General features: G+C 71.6%; 16 protein-coding genes. 8 read left to right on the top strand and 8 right to left on the bottom strand.

Features of this window, described 5'->3' with window-relative positions:
• Positions 1 to 954, bottom strand: coding sequence for an amino acid--[acyl-carrier-protein] ligase (locus tag BLQ62_RS12680; protein WP_068534269.1), 954 nt, complete (start codon positions 952 to 954; stop codon positions 1 to 3).
• 143 nt (positions 955 to 1,097) lie between these two features.
• Here BLQ62_RS12680 and BLQ62_RS12675 point away from each other — a divergent pair, with 143 nt between their 5' ends.
• The 3 genes from BLQ62_RS12675 to BLQ62_RS12665 are packed head-to-tail and all read left to right on the top strand — an operon-like array spanning position 1,098 to position 2,829.
• Positions 1,098 to 1,334, top strand: coding sequence for an acyl carrier protein (locus BLQ62_RS12675; RefSeq protein WP_170842911.1), 237 nt, complete (start codon positions 1,098 to 1,100; stop codon positions 1,332 to 1,334).
• Positions 1,335 to 1,339: 5 nt separating this feature from the next.
• The gene (locus BLQ62_RS12670; protein ID WP_068567531.1) at positions 1,340 to 2,449 is read left to right on the top strand and encodes a glycosyltransferase; all 1,110 of its coding nucleotides are present in this window, start codon (positions 1,340 to 1,342) and stop codon (positions 2,447 to 2,449) included.
• The gene (locus BLQ62_RS12665; RefSeq protein ID WP_068534275.1) at positions 2,446 to 2,829 is read left to right on the top strand and encodes a holo-ACP synthase; all 384 of its coding nucleotides are present in this window, start codon (positions 2,446 to 2,448) and stop codon (positions 2,827 to 2,829) included. The genes BLQ62_RS12670 and BLQ62_RS12665 overlap by 4 nt, the downstream gene beginning before the upstream one ends.
• A 10-nt stretch (positions 2,830 to 2,839) precedes the next feature.
• Here the strand turns inward: BLQ62_RS12665 and BLQ62_RS12660 are convergent, their stop codons facing one another.
• Entirely contained in the window at positions 2,840 to 4,210 is a 1,371-nt protein-coding gene (locus tag BLQ62_RS12660) for a sugar transferase (protein ID WP_068534277.1), read from the bottom strand.
• A gap of 110 nt (positions 4,211 to 4,320) precedes the next feature.
• Here BLQ62_RS12660 and BLQ62_RS12655 point away from each other — a divergent pair, with 110 nt between their 5' ends.
• Both BLQ62_RS12655 and BLQ62_RS12650 read left to right on the top strand, forming a co-directional pair.
• Positions 4,321 to 5,745 (top strand): condensation domain-containing protein, encoded by a 1,425-nt coding sequence (locus BLQ62_RS12655; protein ID WP_139184198.1) that lies wholly within the window; start codon positions 4,321 to 4,323, stop codon positions 5,743 to 5,745.
• Positions 5,746 to 5,818: 73 nt separating this feature from the next.
• Positions 5,819 to 6,676 carry a class I SAM-dependent methyltransferase gene (locus BLQ62_RS12650; RefSeq protein ID WP_068567528.1) on the top strand — a complete coding sequence of 286 codons (858 nt, stop codon included), beginning with the start codon at positions 5,819 to 5,821 and terminating at the stop codon, positions 6,674 to 6,676.
• Between the two features lie 13 nt (positions 6,677 to 6,689).
• On the opposite strand, the gene BLQ62_RS12645 is transcribed toward BLQ62_RS12650, so the two are convergent.
• The 4 genes from BLQ62_RS12645 to BLQ62_RS12630 all read right to left on the bottom strand — a co-directional run bounded on the left by BLQ62_RS12645 (position 6,690) and on the right by BLQ62_RS12630 (position 11,955).
• Entirely contained in the window at positions 6,690 to 7,277 is a 588-nt protein-coding gene (locus BLQ62_RS12645; protein WP_068534283.1) for an LGFP repeat-containing protein, read from the bottom strand.
• 62 nt (positions 7,278 to 7,339) lie between these two features.
• Positions 7,340 to 8,107, bottom strand: coding sequence for an acyl-CoA thioesterase domain-containing protein (locus tag BLQ62_RS12640; RefSeq protein ID WP_068534288.1), 768 nt, complete (start codon positions 8,105 to 8,107; stop codon positions 7,340 to 7,342).
• 139 nt (positions 8,108 to 8,246) lie between these two features.
• Positions 8,247 to 10,466, bottom strand: coding sequence for a catalase/peroxidase HPI (gene katG, locus BLQ62_RS12635; protein WP_068534290.1), 2,220 nt, complete (start codon positions 10,464 to 10,466; stop codon positions 8,247 to 8,249).
• Between the two features lie 205 nt (positions 10,467 to 10,671).
• Positions 10,672 to 11,955 (bottom strand): serine hydrolase, encoded by a 1,284-nt coding sequence (locus BLQ62_RS12630; protein ID WP_082756719.1) that lies wholly within the window; start codon positions 11,953 to 11,955, stop codon positions 10,672 to 10,674.
• A 28-nt stretch (positions 11,956 to 11,983) separates the two neighbouring features.
• On the opposite strand from BLQ62_RS12630, the gene BLQ62_RS12625 reads away from it, so the two are divergent.
• Together BLQ62_RS12625 and BLQ62_RS12620 are read left to right on the top strand one after the other, a co-directional pair.
• Entirely contained in the window at positions 11,984 to 12,694 is a 711-nt protein-coding gene (locus tag BLQ62_RS12625) for a lysoplasmalogenase (RefSeq protein ID WP_068567526.1), read from the top strand.
• 34 nt (positions 12,695 to 12,728) lie between these two features.
• Positions 12,729 to 13,556 carry a MerR family transcriptional regulator gene (locus BLQ62_RS12620; RefSeq protein ID WP_068535801.1) on the top strand — a complete coding sequence of 276 codons (828 nt, stop codon included), beginning with the start codon at positions 12,729 to 12,731 and terminating at the stop codon, positions 13,554 to 13,556.
• A gap of 1 nt (position 13,557) precedes the next feature.
• On the opposite strand, the gene BLQ62_RS12615 is transcribed toward BLQ62_RS12620, so the two are convergent.
• Positions 13,558 to 14,499: a DUF808 domain-containing protein gene (locus BLQ62_RS12615; protein WP_068567520.1), complete on the bottom strand. Its 942-nt coding sequence runs from the start codon at positions 14,497 to 14,499 to the stop codon at positions 13,558 to 13,560.
• 158 nt (positions 14,500 to 14,657) lie between these two features.
• Here BLQ62_RS12615 and BLQ62_RS12610 point away from each other — a divergent pair, with 158 nt between their 5' ends.
• Positions 14,658 to 16,895, top strand: coding sequence for an NADP-dependent isocitrate dehydrogenase (locus BLQ62_RS12610; RefSeq protein WP_068567519.1), 2,238 nt, complete (start codon positions 14,658 to 14,660; stop codon positions 16,893 to 16,895).
• 60 nt (positions 16,896 to 16,955) lie between these two features.
• Here BLQ62_RS12610 and BLQ62_RS12605 read toward each other — a convergent pair whose 3' ends face one another.
• Positions 16,956 to 17,561: a TetR/AcrR family transcriptional regulator gene (locus tag BLQ62_RS12605; protein ID WP_068567517.1), complete on the bottom strand. Its 606-nt coding sequence runs from the start codon at positions 17,559 to 17,561 to the stop codon at positions 16,956 to 16,958.
• Positions 17,562 to 17,566: the final 5 nt, after the last annotated feature.

Raw genomic sequence — 17,566 nt, 5'->3', positions numbered from 1 at the left:
TCACAGCTGGGCGGACACGGAACCGGGCCACGCGGCGCGATCGAGGCCGTGCGTGGCGAGCAGGGCCAGGGCGATCCGCTCGATGCCGAAGCCGAGGCAGGCGCTGTGGGCGGGTGCGCCGTCCACGGTGGTGATGTCGAAGTGCACACCGAAATGATCGCGGTGGTAGTTGCTGGACGCGACGGCGACCCCGGGGACGTCCTCGCCGTAGAGCGGGACCAGCAGTTCCGTCTTGAGGTTCTCGGCGTTCTGGTTCGCGGCGAGCATCCGGCCCGCGCGGCCGAAGAACGGATCGGTGGCGGCGGCCCGCCGAACGGTCAGGCCCAGGTCGGTGAGGAGATCGTCGGCGCGAGCGACCCAGGTGTCGCGGTGCGCGACGGCTGCGCGGTCGGAGCCGACCCGGACGATCTCGCGCATCCGGAAGGACTGCATGCGTGCGGGATCGGCGGAGGGCTCGCGGCGGAAGCAGTGGCCGGACACGTCGATCCAGGCGCCGTCGCGGGGGAGCTCACCCGTGAGGGTGGGGTAGACGCTGTGGCACGCGGACGGGACGAGGGCCACGTCGCTCGCGTGGAAGTGCCCGCCCCAGTCGTGGCCGGCGTTGCGGCCGGCCAGCAGCAGGCGGTGCTCCGCGTCGCCGCCGGTGTAGGTGGACACCGCGGCTGCGAGCTGGGGGAACGAGGCGATGTAGTCGGTGCGGTCGAGGTACTCGCGCGGCATGACCGGCGGGAAGGACAGCACCGTGGCCGCGCCGCCGTGCACGTCGCGCACCGTGGCGCCGATGAGGGCGTCGATCCCGGCGACCAGTTCGGCGAACGCGACGCCCTGGCCGTACACGCCGTCGGCGCTCGAGGGGATCAGCAGGCCCGCGTCGATGAGCGAGGCGCGGAATCCCTGCTGGCGCTCGTGCAGCTCAGTAAAGTCGGTTGCACGTGCTACTGCGGCCTGCGTCATCGGTCTCTTCTCGGGGTGGCTGGAACCGTTGTCACTGCAACACGATAGCAGGCTAGGGTGTTCGACGGCGGCAGCGCGGACGCGACTGCAAACACGGTCGCGCGGGGTGTGAGCCCGGCGCGCATCGCAGGTGGGGAGGTCTGATGGAGGCGGAGATCCGAGCGATCGTCGCTGCTCACGGGCGTTTGAGCAGGCCCCTTGCGGAGATTGCAAGTGGTGATGATCTGTATGCGCTGGGGCTGACTTCCCACGCGGCCGTGAATGTGATGCTGGCCATTGAAGACCGGTTCATGATCGAGTTCCCAGACTCGGTGATGACCAAGAACACGTTCAACACTCTGGATTCGATCGCGGCGACGGTCCGCGGCCTGACCGGCTGACGCCGATGGCGCGCATCGCGGTGGTCCATGAGCGGTGGACCGAACAGGGCGGTTCCGAGAACGTCGCGCGGGCTCTCGTCGAGACGTGGCCGGGCAGTCGCCTGCACGTGGCCTTCGCCGATCCGCGGACCGTCCCCGACGAGTTGCGGGACCGCATCGTGGTCACGGAACTCGATGCGGTCCACCGCGCCCTCGGCCGCCGGTCCCACGCGCCGCTGCTTCCTCTCGCACCTGCCGCCTGGCGCCGGCACCGGCCCGAGCCCGGCGCGGACGCCGTACTGATCAGTCACCACGCGGCCGCGATCTCCGCCGCCCCGACGTGGGCCGGATCCGCTCCGGTGATCGCCTACGTGCACTCGCCGGCCCGCTGGGCATGGGCGCCGGAACTCCGCTCGGGTGAGCGCTTCGGCCCTGTGGGCGGGCTCGCGTTGGCGGCCCTCGCTGCGCGCACTCGGGCGGTCGAGCGCGCGGCCGTGCCGCACCTGGACGTCGTCCTCGCCAATTCCACGGCCGTCGCCGACCGGATCGAACGCTGGTGGGGCGTCGCGGCACGGGTGGTCCCGCCGCCCGTCGACATCGAGCGGTTCACCCCCGACGGCGCCGGCACCGGCGACTACTTCCTCGTCGCGGGGCGATTGGTGCCGTACCGGCGTGTCGATCTCGCGATCCGCGCCGCGCAGCGCGCGGGTGTGCGGCTCGTCGTGGCCGGTGACGGACGGCACGGGGCCGCTCTGCGCCGCCTCGCCGGAGACGAGACGGTCTTCCTCGGCCGGGTCTCCGATGCGGATATGGTGCGCCTGCAGCGCGAGGCGATCGCCACCGTCATGCCGGGGGAGGAGGACTTCGGGATCGTTCCCGTCGAGGCGATGGCGGCAGGCACACCCGTCCTCGCCCGCGCTGCGGGCGGGGCGCTCGACACGGTCGTCCCCGGACTCTCCGGCCTGCACGTACCCGACGCCGACGACGAGCCCTTCGTCGCGGCGCTGGCCGCCGCGATGCACGCCCTGCGCCCCGCCGACTTCGATCCCGCCGCGCTGCGCGCCCACGCGGAGCGCTTCTCGGTCGACGCCTTCCGGGACCGGATGCGCGCGATCGTCGCGGAGGCGGTGCGATGAACCGGGTGGGGATCGACGCCGCCGAGGTCGCCGAGATCGAGGAGGCGATCGCCCGGTTCGGGGACCGGTACACCGACCGGGTCTTCACGCCGCGTGAGATCGCCGACTGCGCGGGTGACGCCCGGCGCCTGGCCGCGCGGTGGGCGGCGAAGGAGGCCGTCATCAAGACGTTGCGGCTGGGTCCGGACGTCCCGACTCCGCCCCGCGAGGTCGAGGTGATCGGCACGTCGTGCGGGCCCGACGTGGTGCTGCACGGCGGCCTCGCGGCGCAGGCCCGCGCGCAGGGGTGGGTCCGGGCCGAGGTCTCGCTGACCCACACCGATCACTGCGCCGCGGCCGTCGCGCTCGCCGAACTCACGGCGGTTCCGGGACGGGCCTAGTGGCGATCGCCTAGCGGCCGCCGCGGCCGAAGAGCACCGTACCCACGGAGATCAGCAGGATCTTCGTGTCCAGCCACAGGCTCCAGTTCTCGATGTAGTAGTTGTCGTACGAGGCGCGGTCGCGGATGTCGGTGTCGCCGCGCAGCCCGTGGATCGCCGCCCATCCGGTGAGGCCGACCATCACCCGGTGCCGCGACTGGTACGCGGGGATCTCCGCACCGAACCGGTTGGCGAAATGCGGCCGCTCCGGGCGCGGGCCGACGACGGACATGTCGCCGCGCACCACGTTCCACAGCTGCGGCAACTCGTCGATCGAGTGGCGGCGCAGGAACCGGCCGAGCCGCGTGATCCGGAGCGATTCGTCGGTCCAGTCACGGTCGGACTCCTCGTCCGGGACGGGCCGCATCGTGCGGAACTTGTAGAGCGAGAACAGGCGCCCGTCCTGCCCGACCCGGGTCTGGCGGAACAGCACCGGCGCGTGGGGCTCCTGGAGCTTGATGGTGATGGCCACCACCAGCAGCAGCGGCGAGAGCAGGGCCAGCCCGAGGAGCGAGGTGAACAGCGACGTCACGCGCTTGACCCGCCAGTGACTGGTGCGCAGTGCCATCCGTCGCACCAGCACCAGGGGAGTGGTGTGGATCCGGTCCATGTCGCGGTCCTGATGCACGAACTCGTAGAGCCGCGGGACGACGTAGATCTCGCAGTCCAGCGTGTCGCACTCGCGCAGCGGTTCGACCAGCGTGGCATCCCGGTCCCGGGAGAAGGCGACGATCACGGTGTCGATCGACCGGCGCTCGATCAACCCGGCGAGGTCCCGATGGCGCGGGATGACCTCGACCGGGAAGGCCGTCGCGTCGAGCGGATCGTCGTCCATCACCAGCACGGGGCGCAGGCCGTACTCGGGGTACTCGAACATCGCGTTGACCAGTTCCCCGGCAACCTTGCCGCCGCCGATGACGAGCGTGCGGGCCCCGCGGTCGGGGTTGCGGGCGCGCCGCCGCCGGACCGCGCCGTAGTACAGGACGCGGACCGCGAACAGCAGGGCCCAGCAGGCGATCGCTTCGAACACCCGCGAGTGGTCGTCGTGCCAGATGGTGGTGACTCCGATGGGCGCCACCACCCAGCCGGCGATCGCGAGCTGCGGCACGGCGTCCAGCGCGCTCAGCGTGATCCGGGTGCGGTAGAGGCCGAACAGGTAGAACACGATCACGGTGAGCACACCGCCGGCGACGCCCTCGAGGAGCTTCTCGACGGGACCGTCCGCCGTGACGCTGGTCCCGGCGACGAAGAGCGCCACGATGAGGAAGTCGAACAATGCGAGCGCCCACGAATGACGGCGTGTGCGCCGGCCGCTGCCGGGCGGTGCAGCGCTCGTGCTCATGTGCTCCTCGGGACTTTTGGATGTCGCTCCGTCGCTCGAATATAGGACATCGCGGTGATGCGGTGACAACCACCGCAGTCCCGGCGCCCTGCGGGCGTAGTGTGAGCGACGTGCAGCCACTCCCGTCGCAGGTCGCGATGCTGCGCCTCACCGCGCAGCACCCACAGGGCCGGACACTGGTGATCGATGCGGCGTGGCGCACTGCGGCGCCCGTCGAGACCGCCGACCTGGTGCGAGCGGCGCAGGAGGCGCTCCTCGAGACCGAGGCCGCCGCGATCGGCGCGGAGCCCGTCCCGGGCGGCGGGGTGCGTCTGGTTCCCACGGCTCCGGCCCCGGTCGCCGTGCACGACGTCGCCGACGAGGACGACCTGCGGCGCTGGCGCGTGAGCGGCACACTGGCACTGGACGGCTCGCCGCTGGTGCGGGTGGCGATCGTCCGGTGCGCGGGCGACCACGTGCTCCGCGTCCTCGCGCATCACGCCGTCCTCGACGGCTACGGGGTCACGCACATCGTTCGCCGGATCCTCGAGCGCCTCGAGGCACTCGGCGCCGGGAGACCGCTGCCGCTCTCCCGCCTCGGCGACCTCGCCGCGCTCACCGCGGCGAGCGCCCCGCTGCGCGACCCGGATCCGACGTTCTGGGCCGCCGCGACCGAGGGCGTCGGGCGTCCGGGACACGAGATCGCCCTCGCCGAGCGGACGGGGGCGCCCGCCGAGTCGCCGCTGCAGTACCGCCTGCGCATTCCTGCCGCCGCGTTCCGCGCCCGACGGTCCTGGCCCGCGGAGGCGGCCGCCACCGTCGCCGCGTACGTCGCGCGGTACCTGGGCACCGAGGTCGCCCACGTCGGGGTCACGGCGGCACTGCGGAGCACGGACCTCGAGCGCGCGACACCGACGTACCTGGTCGCCGTCGTGCCGACCCGCCTGCACGTCCCCGACGGCGCCACCCCGGCCTCACTCGCCGCCGACCTGAAGAGCTGGCTCGGCGCGGCCGTGCCGCGGATCGCCGCGGGCGAGCGACCGGAGCAATTGCTCGCCAGCACCCCCGCGGGCTGGCGCACGGGGCGCCTCTACGGGCCGGTGGTCAACGTCGTGCCCTTCGCCGGCGTGGCCGGATGGTCGCTCGACATCGTGGCGTGGGGGCCCGTCTCGGACAGCCTGATCACCGTGCACCCGGGGAGCGACGACGATCTGCTCGTCGTCGGCGTCTTCCACCCGGAGCTCTACGACGCCGACGGTGCCGCGGCGCAGGTCGAGGCGATCGCCGCGCTACTGTCGGCGGCCCTCGCCGATCCGGCGGCGTCGTTGCCGCCGATCGCGGCGAAACCGGTCGCTCCGGACCGGGTCCCGATCCCGGGCGGCTGGGTCACGCCGGCGGGACTGCGTGCGGCGCTCAGGTCCGCCGGGTTCGCCGCCGAGCAGGTGAACCTGCGCCTGGAAACGCCGGTCACGGTGGAGCTCATCGGCGCCGGACCGGAGCGGCTCCCGCAGGCCCGAGCGGTACTCCCGCCGGGTGTGCGCGTGCGGTGCGGCTGAGCGCGCCCGCCGACGTTTGCCGAAATGGCACGAAGACTTGCCATGGTGTCACCCTGCGGGGCACCGTGGCGGCATGACGGAGCACGCACACGCCCACGCGCACATCGATCCGGATTGGGCCGCCCTCGCCGCCGAGCTGGAAGCGGAGGCCACGACACTGGCGCCGTACGCGACGGCGGCCTTCGAGGCGATCGCCGAGCGCGTCCCGGCCCCCGGGACGGCGCTCGACGTCGGGGCCGGACCGGGCGTCCTCACCGACCTGCTGGCCGCGCGTTTCCCCACGGCCCGGGTGATCGCCGTCGACGGCGCCGAGCCGCTGCTGGACCGGGCCCGGGAGCGGGCGGCCGCCGCGGGGCGGACCGTCGAGACCCTGCGGACCGACCTGCCCGGCGGTGTCGCCGACCTGCCCGCGGCGGACGTCATCTGGACGGCGCAGACCCTGCACCACCTGGGTGATCAATCGGCGGCGATCGCCGCGCTGGCCGGGCGCCTGAACCCGGGGGGAGTGCTCGCCGTGGCCGAGGGCGGCCTGCCGCTGCGGTTCCTGCCGCGCGACATCGGCCTCGGCCGTCCGGGCCTCGCCGAGCGGCTCGACGCTCTGCAGGCGGAGGGCTTCGGGGCGATGCGGGCCGCGCTCGAGGGCACCGTCGACGTGCCGGAGGACTGGCCCGCGCTGCTGCGGGCGGCGGGCCTGCGCGACGTGCGGGCCCGCACCTTCCTGGTGGACCGCCCCGCGCCGCTGGACCCGGCGTCGCGGGACGCGGTCGCCCGCATGATGGGCCGTTACCTGCGCATGGCCGACCGGCTCGCACCCGACGACGCGGAGGTCCTGCGCCGGCTCACCGATCCCGGCGACCCCCACAACGTACGACGCCGCCCCGATGCCTTCGTGCTGGCCGCACGAACGGTGTACATCGGGACGGCGCCGTGACCGTCGTCGAGGACTAGGAGACCGTGGCCTTGCCGTCGGCGAAGGTGATCGTCCCGTTCTGGAAGGTCTGCTTGATCTCGCCGTTCTCGGCGGTCTCGTCGCTGGTGGGGTAGCCGAGCTTGCCGGCCTCGTGGCCCTCGTCGCCCCACTTGTCGCCGATCACGCCGTGCACGACGTGCGCGCCCGAGGCCTCGGACCAGTAGATGGTGCCGCCCTTGAGCGTGAGGTACTTGCCCTTCCCGTCCGGCAGTGCGGACACGGGGCCGAGCGGGGCGCCGAGGTGGCCCTTCTCGTAGCCGTACTTGGCGTACTCACCGATGATCGGGGCGTCGGTCAGCGTGACCTCGGTGCCGCCGGGCGTCGCGATGCTGGTCGAGGGCACGGCGGCCTTCGACTCGGAGCCCGCACCGTTCGCGCCGGACTCGCCCGCGCCCGCACCGTTCGCGCCGGTGACCGCGGAGGCCGCGCTGCCGGCGGCCGACGTCGCGGCGTCCTTCGCGTCGTTCGCCGTGTCCTTGGCGTTGTCGCAGGCGGTCATGGTCACGGTCAGCGCGACGGCGGCGGCTACTGCACCGAGCGTCCGTGTGATCCGAGTATTCATTAGAGCTCCCTTCGGCAGGGTGAACTGAACGCTCGGAATGTAACCACACTCCGGACCGGATTTCAGCGCAGACGCACGGTTTGGATCTGATCCACCGTGCCGAGCGGGCCCGTGATGTCGTGAATGACCGAATGGGTCAGACCTGCGCCGTCGGGCCCGGTGGACACTCGCGTGTCGAAGCCGATCGCACCGCCCACCGGGTCGCGGAACAGGTGCGCGGTCAGGTCGAGGTTCGGGTACGCCACCTGCTCGGGGGTGAACCGGGGTGTCATTCCGTTCGCGATGTCAAAAAGGCGTGCCGCCTGCGCGATCGGACCCGTCGGCTCGTCGAGGAGGGGGACGTCGGACTCCACCCAGTACGCCGCGCGGCCGGGACGCTCCTCCGCGCGACGGGTGCGCGCGGAGGCGATGAAGCCGCCCGGCCAGACGGCGCTCGGGTCGTACTCGGGCATCTGCTCGGCCGGCGGGATCGGATCCAGCTCGGAGGCGGCGACCTCGCGCGTGTCGCGGCGGTCGAGCAGCCACGCGCGCAGGACGAGTCCGGCGCGGCCCCCGTGACCGAGGACGGCCTCGACGAGCTCGATGGTGCGGCCGGGGCGCACCACCCGCACCTCCACGTCGACGACGTCCATCGGCAGCGTGCCGAGGATGTCGTAGGACAGGCGCGCGATGCGCAGGCCGTCGTCGCGGCGCGCGTCGCGGTCCTGCTCCACCGCGTGGGCGAGCAGCCCCATCGGCGGGGCGATGTGCTGCTCCGCGGTGTTCCATCCGCCGGAGACGTGCTCGGTGGGGCGGAACGCGGTCTCGGAGACCCGGTCGAAGTACGGCATGAGAGGGAGAGTACGCCTGCGACCGGCGGCTATCGCGCTCAGGGTTAATTGTGACTAACTCGAATCCGGCCCGGGAACGAGCACGCCCCGCACACCCGGAAGGGGTGTGCGGGGCGTGCTGCCGGCCGGTGGAAGAGGATCAGGCCTTCACATCGAACCGGTCTGCGTTGGCGAGCTTGGTCCATGCCGCGACGAAGTCGGTCACGAACTTCTCGCCGGCGTCGGCGGCGCCGTACACCTCGGCGATGCCGCGCAGGACCGAGTTGGAGCCGAAGACGAGGTCGGCGCGGGTGGCCGTCCACTTCTTCTCGCCGGTGGCGCGGTCGGTGCCGACGTAGGTGGAGTCGTCGTCGGACGCCGGGGTCCACTTGGTGGACATGTCCAGCAGGTTGACGAACCAATCGTTGCTCAGCACGCCGGGGCGGTCGGTGAACACGCCCGCCTCGGAGCCGCCGAAGTTGTTGCCCAGCACGCGGAGGCCGCCGAGGAGCACCGTCATCTCCGGCGCGGTGAGCCCGAGCAGGTTCGCCTTCTCGACGAGGAGGTACTCCGCCGGCATCGGCGCGCCCTTGGCCACGTAGTTGCGGAAGGCGTCGAAGCGCGGCTCGAGGACGGCGAAGGACTCCACGTCGGTCTCCGCCTGGGTCGCGTCGGTGCGGCCCGGCGTGAACGGGATGCTCACGTCGACACCGGCGGCCTTGGCGGCCTGCGCGACGCCGGCGTTGCCCGCCAGCACCACGACGTCGGCGAACGAGACCTTCGTGCCCGACTCGGCGTTCCAGGCGTCGACCACGCCCTCGAGCGTCCGGATGACCTGGGCGAGCTCGTCGGGCTCGTTGACCTCCCAGCCGGCCTGCGGCTGCAGGCGGAGGCGGCCGCCGTTGGCGCCGCCGCGCTTGTCGGTGCGCCGGAACGAGGAGAACGCCGCCCACGCGGTCTTGACCAGCTGTGCGGTGGTCAGGCCGGTCGCCAGGATGCGCTCGGTGATGGCGTCGGCGTCGGCCGCGTCGATCGGGGCGCCCTCGGCCGCGGGGATCGGGTCCTGCCACAGGTGCTCGGTCTTCGGGACCAGCGGGCCCACGTAGCGGGCGGTCGGGCCCATGTCGCGGTGGAGCAGCTTGAACCAGGCCTTGGCGAAGGCGTCCGCCAGCTGCTGCGGGTTGTCGAGCCAGCGCTTGGTGATCGCGCCGTAGATCGGGTCGAACCGCAGCGACAGGTCGGTCGTCAGCATCGACGGGTGGGTCTTGGCCGTGCCGAAGGCCTCCGGCACCGAGTTCGCCCAGCCGCCGTCCTTCGGACGCCACTGGTTCGCGCCGGCGGGGCTCTGGAAGAGCTCCCACTCGTTGCTGTAGAGGATCTCGAGGAAGCTGTTGTCCCACTTGGTCGGCGTGTGCGTCCAGATGACCTCGAGGCCGCTGGTCACGGCGTCCTTGCCGACGCCGGTGCCGTTGCCGCCCTTCCAGCCCAGGCCCTGCTGCTCCATCGGGGAGGCCTCGGGCTCGGGGCCGTTCTCGACGGGGCCCGCGCCGTGCGTCTTGCCGAACGTGTGGCCGCCGACGATGAGCGCCGCGGTCTCCTCGTCGTTCATCGCCATCCGGCCGAAGGTCTCACGGATGTCGTCCGCGGCCGCGATGTAGTCCGGGACCCCCTCGGGGCCTTCGGGATTGACGTAGATCAGGCCCATGTGAGTGGCGCCCAGGGGCTGATCCAGCTCGCGCTTGCCGGAGAACCGGCCGTCGGAGCCGAGCCAGGTGTGCTCCGGACCCCAGTAGACGTCCTCGGGCTCGGCCACGTCGGCGCGGCCGAAAGCGAAGCCCTCGGTGGTGAAGCCCATGTCCTCGAGGGCGACGTTGCCCGCGAACAGGATCAGGTCGGCCCAGGAGAGCTTGCGGCCGTACTTCTGCTTGACCGGCCACAGCAGCCGCCGGGCCTTGTCGAGGCTGACGTTGTCGGGCCAGCTGTTGAGCGGGGCGAAACGCTGCAGGCCCGCGCCGCCGCCGCCACGGCCGTCCGTGGTGCGGTAGGTGCCGGCGGAGTGCCAGGACATGCGGATGAACAGCGGGCCGTAATGGCCGAAGTCGGCGGGCCACCAGTCCTGCGAGTTCCGCATCAGCGCGACCAGGTCGGCGCGGACGGCGTCGACGTCGAGCGTCGCGACCTCGGCCGCGTAGTCGAAGTCCGCGCCCAGCGGGTCACCCTCGGCGGGGTTGTTGGCGAGCACCTTCAGGTTGACCTCGTCGGGCCACCAGTCGCGGTTGCCGCCGCCGGCCACGGGCGGGCGCAGCGAACCGTGCGCGACGGGGCAGCCCCCGCTTCCGCTCGTCTGTTCCTGGGGGGAGGTGGTCTGATCCTCGGACACGGCGTTCCTCTCGGGTACGGATGTGTGTTCGGCTGTGAAGCGGTGCGGCCGGGCTGTCGGGCCGCGCGTCACCCACCTTACGTCCGCGGAGCGCCAGATTCCAGCGTTTCTGGAATTATTCTAGAAATAGTCGAAAGTCGAGGTGAGACGGCCTATCGGAGCGGTAGGGAACCCCTATCGCCCGGCCCGGAGAGCACCTCGTCGATCAGCGCGCCGACCGCGGGAAGGCGGCCGTGATGGCGTCGAGGAGCGCGGGGTAGCGCTTGGCCTCGGGGTGGCTCCCGGGCTTGCCGCTCGAGACCACTGCGGCAGCCAGATCCCGCTCCGGGTCGGCCCACATCGCGATCTCCGTCAGACCCGTGTGGCCGAAGGCCGCAGGTGCGTTCCGGCCGAAGGGGCCGAACCGCTCGGAGCCGAGCATGTAGCCCGTGCCCCATCGCAGGGGCGCGCCGCCGGTCGCGAAGTCCGGGCGCAGCCGACGGGCCTGCGTGGTCGCCGCCGCGAGCGTCTCGGGCCGCAGCACGCGGACACCGTCGAGCTCACCGCCCCGGCGCAGGATCTCGGCGAACCGCGAGAGCTCGTGCGCGTTCGAGACCAGATTGGAGGAGGGCACGATGCCGGTGAGGAACTGCGGCGAGTTCGACATCGGCACGATCTGCTGCATGGTGCCGCCCACCACTTTCCGGAACGCGGCCTCGATGACCGGCGGCGCGGGCGTGCCGGTCGCGTAGCTCAGGCCGACCGCGGGCAGATCCCGGGGTGCGACACCGAAGTTGGTCCAGCGGAAGCCCAACGGGTCCAGGATCTCCGTCGCCGCGATCTCGCGGATGGTGCGACCGGTGGCGGCCAGCACGAGCTCGCGGACCAGTGGCCCCCACGTCAGCGCGTGGTAGAAGTGGAGCCGGCCGGGGGAGTACACGGGCTTGATGCCGGCGAGCATCGCCCGCGTGTACTCGCTGTCCTCGGAACGCGAGAGATCCGGCTTCGGCCCGGTGTTGATCGGGATCCCCGCGCTGTGGGTCAGCACGTGCCGCACGGTGACGCGGTCCTTGCCGTCGCTGGTGAACTCGGGCATGTAGTCGGCGACGCGGGCCTCGAGAGCGAGGTCGCCCCGCTCGATCAGCCGGTGTAGCACGGTGACTGCGACGCCCTTGGCCGTCGAGTAGGTGCAGAACGGGGTGCCGACGGTGACCGGGACCGGCTCGGCGGCCTCATCGCGGTTCGAGGGCAGAGCGGGGCCGTTGCCCCGGGCGTGACCGATGGCCCGGTCGAGCACGACCCGGCCGCGGTGCCGCACGCACACCTGGATCGCCGGCTGCATCCCGGCGGCGTACCACGACCGCGCCGCGAGCCAGACCCGCTCCACCGCCCGGGCGTCCACACCGTCGTGGTCCTCGGTGCCGACGTCGGTGACGGCGTCCAGGTCGCGGGGGATGCGGATGCGCCCCTCCTCGGGCCGCCGGGCCTGCTGCACGGTGTCGATGCTCACGGGACGAGCCTACGGATAGATTGGCGCGGTGACCCGTGCCAGCACCGTTCTCAAGCTCGCCTACGCCGCCGTCGCGGTCGTCGACACCACGCTGTCGGCGTCGCCGAAGCCTTCTCGCCACCACGCGCGTCGGTTCACCAAGCCGCTGCTGCTGCCGATCCTCGCGGCGTCGTTCGCCACCGACCCGCGGGCGCGGCGCTCGCCACTGCGCCGCTCCACGCTCGCGGGCCAGGCCGCCGGGTGGGTGGGCGATGTGGCACTGCTCGGCGACGAGCCGAGGGACTTCGCGCTCGGGGCGAGCGCGTTCGCGACCGGCCACGCCGCCTACATCAGCGGGCTGCTCGCGCAGCGTGATCCCGACGCCTCGCCGGTGCGCCCCGCCGCCGTCGGGGCGGCGTGGGTGGTCGGCGCGCCGCGGACCCTGCTCGCCGCGTACCGGACCGCTCCCGCGCTCGCGCCGGTCCTCGCGGGGTACTCCGCCGTGCTCAGTGGCACCGCCGCCGCGGCGACGGTGCTGGGCCCGCAGATCCCCGCCGACGCCCGCCGCGCCACGCTCGCGGGCGCCGGACTCTTCCTCCTGAGCGACTCGATCCTCGGGCTGCGCAAGTTCGTCCTCGCCGATCCGCCCGCGTGGATGGAGGGGGCCGTGATGGCCACGTACACGGGCGCGCAGTACCTGATCGCCGACGGGGCGGCGCGCGCCGGGGGAGTCGATCGGCAGGTCCGCGCCGGGGCTTGACCCTCACACCGTGTCAGGAGGAACAGTGGTGCCCGTGACCGACACCCCGGACCTCATGCCCATCGGCAGGTTCTCCTCGCTCAGCCGGATCAGCGTGCGGATGCTGCGCCACTACGACGCCCACGGTGTCCTGGTGCCCGCGGACGTCGACGCCGCGACCGGCCACCGCAGGTACGACGGAGCGCAGCTCGCCGAGGCGGCCGCCATCCGACGCCTGCGGGACGTGGGATTCGGCGTGTCCGCCATCGGCGCCCTGCTCGCGGTGCGCGGCACCGCGGCCTACGAGGAGGCCCTGCGCGCGCAGCGCCTCGAGCTCGTCGCGGCCGCGGACCGGGTGGCGGCGCGCCTGACCCTGCTCGACTCGATCCTTCAGGAGCCCACCATGACCGACACCGTTTCCGAGATCACCCTGCCCGCCCGCACACTCGTCTACCTGCGCGGCACCGTCCCCGACTACGCCGGGGAGGGCCTGCTGTGGCAGCGCTTCCTCCCTGCGCTCCGGGAGCAGGGCATCACCGCCGGCGCCACCGGCGGCTGCATCGAGCACGACGACGAGTTCCGCGAGGCGGACGTGGACGAGTCCGTCTTCGTCGAGGTGGCCGACGGCACCACCGCGGGCGCGCCGCTCGGCGTCCTGGCGACCGGGCCGCTGCGGGCCGTCGTCGCCACCGTCGAGGGGCCGTACCCACAGGCCATCGGCCGGGCGCACGAGCTGATCGGCGCCTACGTGGCCGAGCACGGACTCGAGCTCTCCCGGACCCCGGACGATCCGGCGACGCACCACTTCAACGTCTACCTCAACGACCCGTCGACGGTGCCCGAGGCGGACCTGCGCACGCAGGTCTTCGTGCCGGTGCGCTGAGTCAGTGCTCGGCGGGGGCGCCGCCGCGGATCTTGCCGATCAGGTGCACGATCGCGACCACGACGGCGCCCACCGCCAGGCCGAAGAGGGCCGAGCCGAGCGTGTTCGCCAGCCAGCCGAGCACCGAGCCGATGGCGGGGATCAGGTCGTGGGCCCAGGTCTCGAAGTGGTGCACCACGGAGTACGGCCGGTGCCAGCCCAGGTCGTCGAGGCCGACCAGCAGGATGTGCCCGCCGACCCAGCACATCGCGACGATGCCCACGTTCGCGAGCACGCTGAGTACCTTCGGCATCGCCTTGACCATCGCCGTGCCGACCCGGCGGCTGAACTCCGACGGGCGCTGGGCCAGCGCGAGGCCCACGTCGTCCATCTTCACGATGAGCGCGACCACGCCGTAGACGAGCGCGGTGATGAGGATCGCGACGACCACGAGGATCAGCGCCCGCGACCACAGGGCCTCGCTCGCGACCTCGTTCATCGCGATCACCATGATCTCGGCGGAGAGGATGAAGTCGGTGCGGATCGCGCCGCTGACCACGGTGTCCTCGTCGACGGCCTGCCCGGCGTCCGCCTCCGGCTCCTCGTGCCCGCTGAGCTTCTCCCAGATCTTCTCGGCGCCCTCGTAGCAGAGGTAGGTGCCGCCGAGCATCAGGATCGGGGTCAGTGCCCACGGAGCGAGCCAGCTCAGCAGCAGGATGGCCGGGAGGATGAAGACGAGCTTGTTGCGCAGCGATCCCTTGGCGATCCGTGCGACGATGCGCAGCTCGCGTGCGGGCTCGATGCCCTGCACGTAGCGCGGGGTGACGGCCGTGTCGTCGACGACCACGCCCGCCGCCTTGACGCTCGCGCGTCCGGCGGCCGCCGCCACGTCGTCGACCGACGCGGCTGCGAGCCGCGCGAGAGCGGCGATGTCGTCGAGTAGGGCTGCGAGTCCTCCGGCCATGGCGACAGCGTAAACGGCGGGGGCGCGCTGCGTTTGCCGGACTGCCGTCGCGGGTCCGCGGCGTGAGGGAGGATAATGGGGGAACCGTTACATGGAGACTGACACAAGCAGTTCGTACAGAGTCGACCGACCAAGACATTCGGGAGAAGCAAACACACATGAGTGCGCAGCAGCAGACCATCATCTACACGCTGACCGACGAGGCCCCACTACTGGCCACCGCGTCGTTCCTGCCGATCATCCGCGCCTTCGCCGGGCCCGCCGGCATCGACGTGCAGACCAGTGACATCTCGGTCGCTGCGCGCATTCTCGCGACCTTCCCCGAGCGGCTGACCGAGGAGCAGAAGGTTCCGGACAACCTGGCCGCCCTCGGCGAGCTGACCCAGGACCCGACCGCGAACATCATCAAGCTCCCGAACATCAGCGCCTCGGTGCCTCAGCTGCTGGCCGCGATCGCGGAGCTGCAGGGCAAGGGTTACGACATCCCCGACCTGCCGTCGGAGCCCAAGACCGACGAGGAGCGCGACATCGCGACCCGCTACTCGACGATCCTCGGCAGTGCCGTGAACCCCGTGCTGCGCCAGGGCAACTCCGACCGTCGCGCCCCGCGCGCGGTCAAGGAGTACGCCCGCAAGAACCCGCACAGCATGGGCGAGTGGTCGATGGCCTCGCGCAGCCATGTGGCGCACATGAAGCACGGCGACTTCTACCACGGCGAGAAGTCCACCACGCTCGACCGCGAGCGCGACCTGCGCATGGAGCTGGTGACCGCAGACGGCCAGACCCACGTGCTCAAGAAGAGCGTCAAGCTCGGCGCGGGCGACGTCATGGACTCGATGTTCATGAGCAAGAAGGCGCTGCTGGAGTTCTACGAGGAGCAGATGCAGGACGCCTACGAGACCGGCGTCATGTTCTCGCTGCACGTCAAGGCCACCATGATGAAGGTCTCGCACCCCATCGTCTTCGGCCACGCGGTCAAGGTCTTCTACAAGGAGGCGTTCGCCAAGCACCAGGAGCTCTTCGACGAGCTCGGCGTGAACGTCAACAACGGCCTCGGCGACCTGTACGACAAGATCGCGACCCTGCCGGCCTCCAAGCACGAGGAGATCGTCAAGGACCTGCACGCCTGCCACGAGCACCGCCCCGAGCTCGCGATGGTCGACTCGGCCCGCGGCATCTCCAACTTCCACTCGCCGTCCGACGTGATCGTCGACGCCTCGATGCCCGCGATGATCCGCGCCGGCGGCAAGATGTACGGCGCCGACGGCCGCACCAAGGACACCAAGGCCGTGATGCCGGAGTCCACCTTCGCGCGGATCTACCAGGAGATCATCAACTTCTGTAAGACCAACGGCGCCTTCGATCCTCGCACCATGGGCACCGTCCCCAACGTCGGCCTGATGGCGCAGAAGGCGGAGGAGTACGGCTCGCACGACAAGACCTTCGAGGTCCCCGCCGGCGGCACCGCGAACATCGTCGACAACGCCACCGGCGAGGTCCTGCTCTCCCAGGAGGTGGAGGAGGGCGACATCTGGCGCATGTGCACCGTCAAGGACGCACCGATCCGCGACTGGATCAAGCTGGCCGTCAACCGCGCCCGCCAGTCCGGTACGCCCGTGCTGTTCTGGCTCGACCCGTACCGCCCGCACGAGAACGAGCTGATCAAGGCGGTCAAGGCCGAGCTGAAGAACTACGACACCGAGGGCCTCGACATCCAGATCATGTCGCAGGTGCGCGCCATGCGCTACACCCTCGAGCGGGCCATGCGCGGCCTGGACACCATCGCCGCAACGGGCAACATCCTGCGCGACTACCTCACCGACCTGTTCCCGATCCTCGAGCTCGGCACGTCGGCGAAGATGCTCTCGATCGTCCCGCTCATGGCGGGCGGCGGCATGTACGAGACCGGTGCCGGCGGTTCGGCGCCCAAGCACGTCAAGCAGCTCACCGAGGAGAACCACCTGCGCTGGGACTCGCTGGGCGAGTTCCTCGCGCTGGCGGTCAGCCTCGAGGACACGGGCATCAAGAACGAGAACGCCGCCGCGAAGGTGCTGGCCACCACGCTCGACGCCGCGACGGGCAAGCTGCTCGAGACCAACAAGGCGCCCTCGCGCAGCACGGGCGAGCTCGACAACCGCGGCAGCCAGTTCTACCTGGCCCTGTACTGGGCCCAGGAGCTGGCCGCGCAGACCGAGAACCCGGAGCTGGCCGCGAAGTTCGCGCCGCTGGCGAAGGCGCTCACCGAGCACGAGGAGACCATCGTGGAGGAGCTGCGCGCGGTCCAGGGCGAGCCGGCCGACATCGGCGGCTACTACTACCCGGACCCCGAGAAGATGGCGAAGGTGATGCGCCCCAGCGCGACCTTCAACGCGGATCTGGACTCGCTCAACTCCTGATCGCGGGGCGCACCCGGTGCACGGGCACCGTCGACCATCCGGTCGGCGGTGCCCGTTCCGCTATCGCGGGGCGGGGGCCGCGAGCGCGATCACCATGGCGATGACGGCCTCCAGGTCCGCTGCCGCGCGATCGGCGTCGGGGGCCGAGACCTGCTGCAGGATCAGCCCGTCCACCGCGGCGACGACCACCCGGGCGAGCCTGTCGTACGGGACGGCGCTGTCCTCCTCGGCCCGATCGGCGGCCTCGACGCACCATTGGCGGACCACCTCGGCGTAACGCTCGTACTGGAGGCGGGCGAGGTCCTCGAGTCCCGGCGTGCGCAGAGCGTGCGTCACGAGCTCGTATTGCAGGACCTGGAGGCCGCGGTGATCGAGGACGAGCGTCGCCCAGAAGTTGCGCAGTCCCTGTGCCAGGGCGTGGGCGAGCCCGGCATCGGTGTCGGCCGAGCGTCGCAGGACCTCGGAGATGTCGTCGATCACCTGCTCGATCACCGCCTGCAGTAGCAGTTGCTTCCCGGGAAAGACGTGCTGCAGCGTGCCCAGGGGGATCCCCGCCTCGGAGGCGACGGCGCGCAGGCTGGTCTTGGCGACGCCGTCACGGATCAACACGGCCCGGGCGGCCGCGACGATCTGCGGGCCGCGGACCGCGGACTCGACGTAGGGCATCCGGC

Origin of the sequence: Tsukamurella pulmonis (assembly GCF_900103175.1) — a bacterium.
Taxonomy (GTDB): Bacteria; Actinomycetota; Actinomycetes; order Mycobacteriales; family Mycobacteriaceae; genus Tsukamurella; species Tsukamurella pulmonis.
This window is presented reverse-complemented; position numbering and strand designations above follow the sequence as displayed.

Bases quoted from the DNA above. Each gene is read 5' to 3' on its own strand.
- BLQ62_RS12640 (WP_068534288.1), bottom strand. From the start codon at position 8,107: ATGCCGTACTTCGACCGGGTCTCCGAGACCGCGTTCCGCCCCACCGAG.
- BLQ62_RS12650 (WP_068567528.1), top strand. From the start codon at position 5,819: ATGACGGAGCACGCACACGCCCACGCGCACATCGATCCGGATTGGGCC.
- BLQ62_RS12665 (WP_068534275.1), top strand. From the start codon at position 2,446: ATGAACCGGGTGGGGATCGACGCCGCCGAGGTCGCCGAGATCGAGGAG.
- BLQ62_RS12645 (WP_068534283.1), bottom strand. From the start codon at position 7,277: ATGAATACTCGGATCACACGGACGCTCGGTGCAGTAGCCGCCGCCGTC.
- BLQ62_RS12670 (WP_068567531.1), top strand. From the start codon at position 1,340: ATGGCGCGCATCGCGGTGGTCCATGAGCGGTGGACCGAACAGGGCGGT.
- BLQ62_RS12605 (WP_068567517.1), bottom strand. From the start codon at position 17,561: ATGCCCTACGTCGAGTCCGCGGTCCGCGGCCCGCAGATCGTCGCGGCC.
- BLQ62_RS12615 (WP_068567520.1), bottom strand. From the start codon at position 14,499: ATGGCCGGAGGACTCGCAGCCCTACTCGACGACATCGCCGCTCTCGCG.
- BLQ62_RS12680 (WP_068534269.1), bottom strand. From the start codon at position 954: ATGACGCAGGCCGCAGTAGCACGTGCAACCGACTTTACTGAGCTGCAC.
- BLQ62_RS12660 (WP_068534277.1), bottom strand. From the start codon at position 4,210: ATGAGCACGAGCGCTGCACCGCCCGGCAGCGGCCGGCGCACACGCCGT.
- BLQ62_RS12610 (WP_068567519.1), top strand. From the start codon at position 14,658: ATGAGTGCGCAGCAGCAGACCATCATCTACACGCTGACCGACGAGGCC.
- BLQ62_RS12675 (WP_170842911.1), top strand. From the start codon at position 1,098: ATGGAGGCGGAGATCCGAGCGATCGTCGCTGCTCACGGGCGTTTGAGC.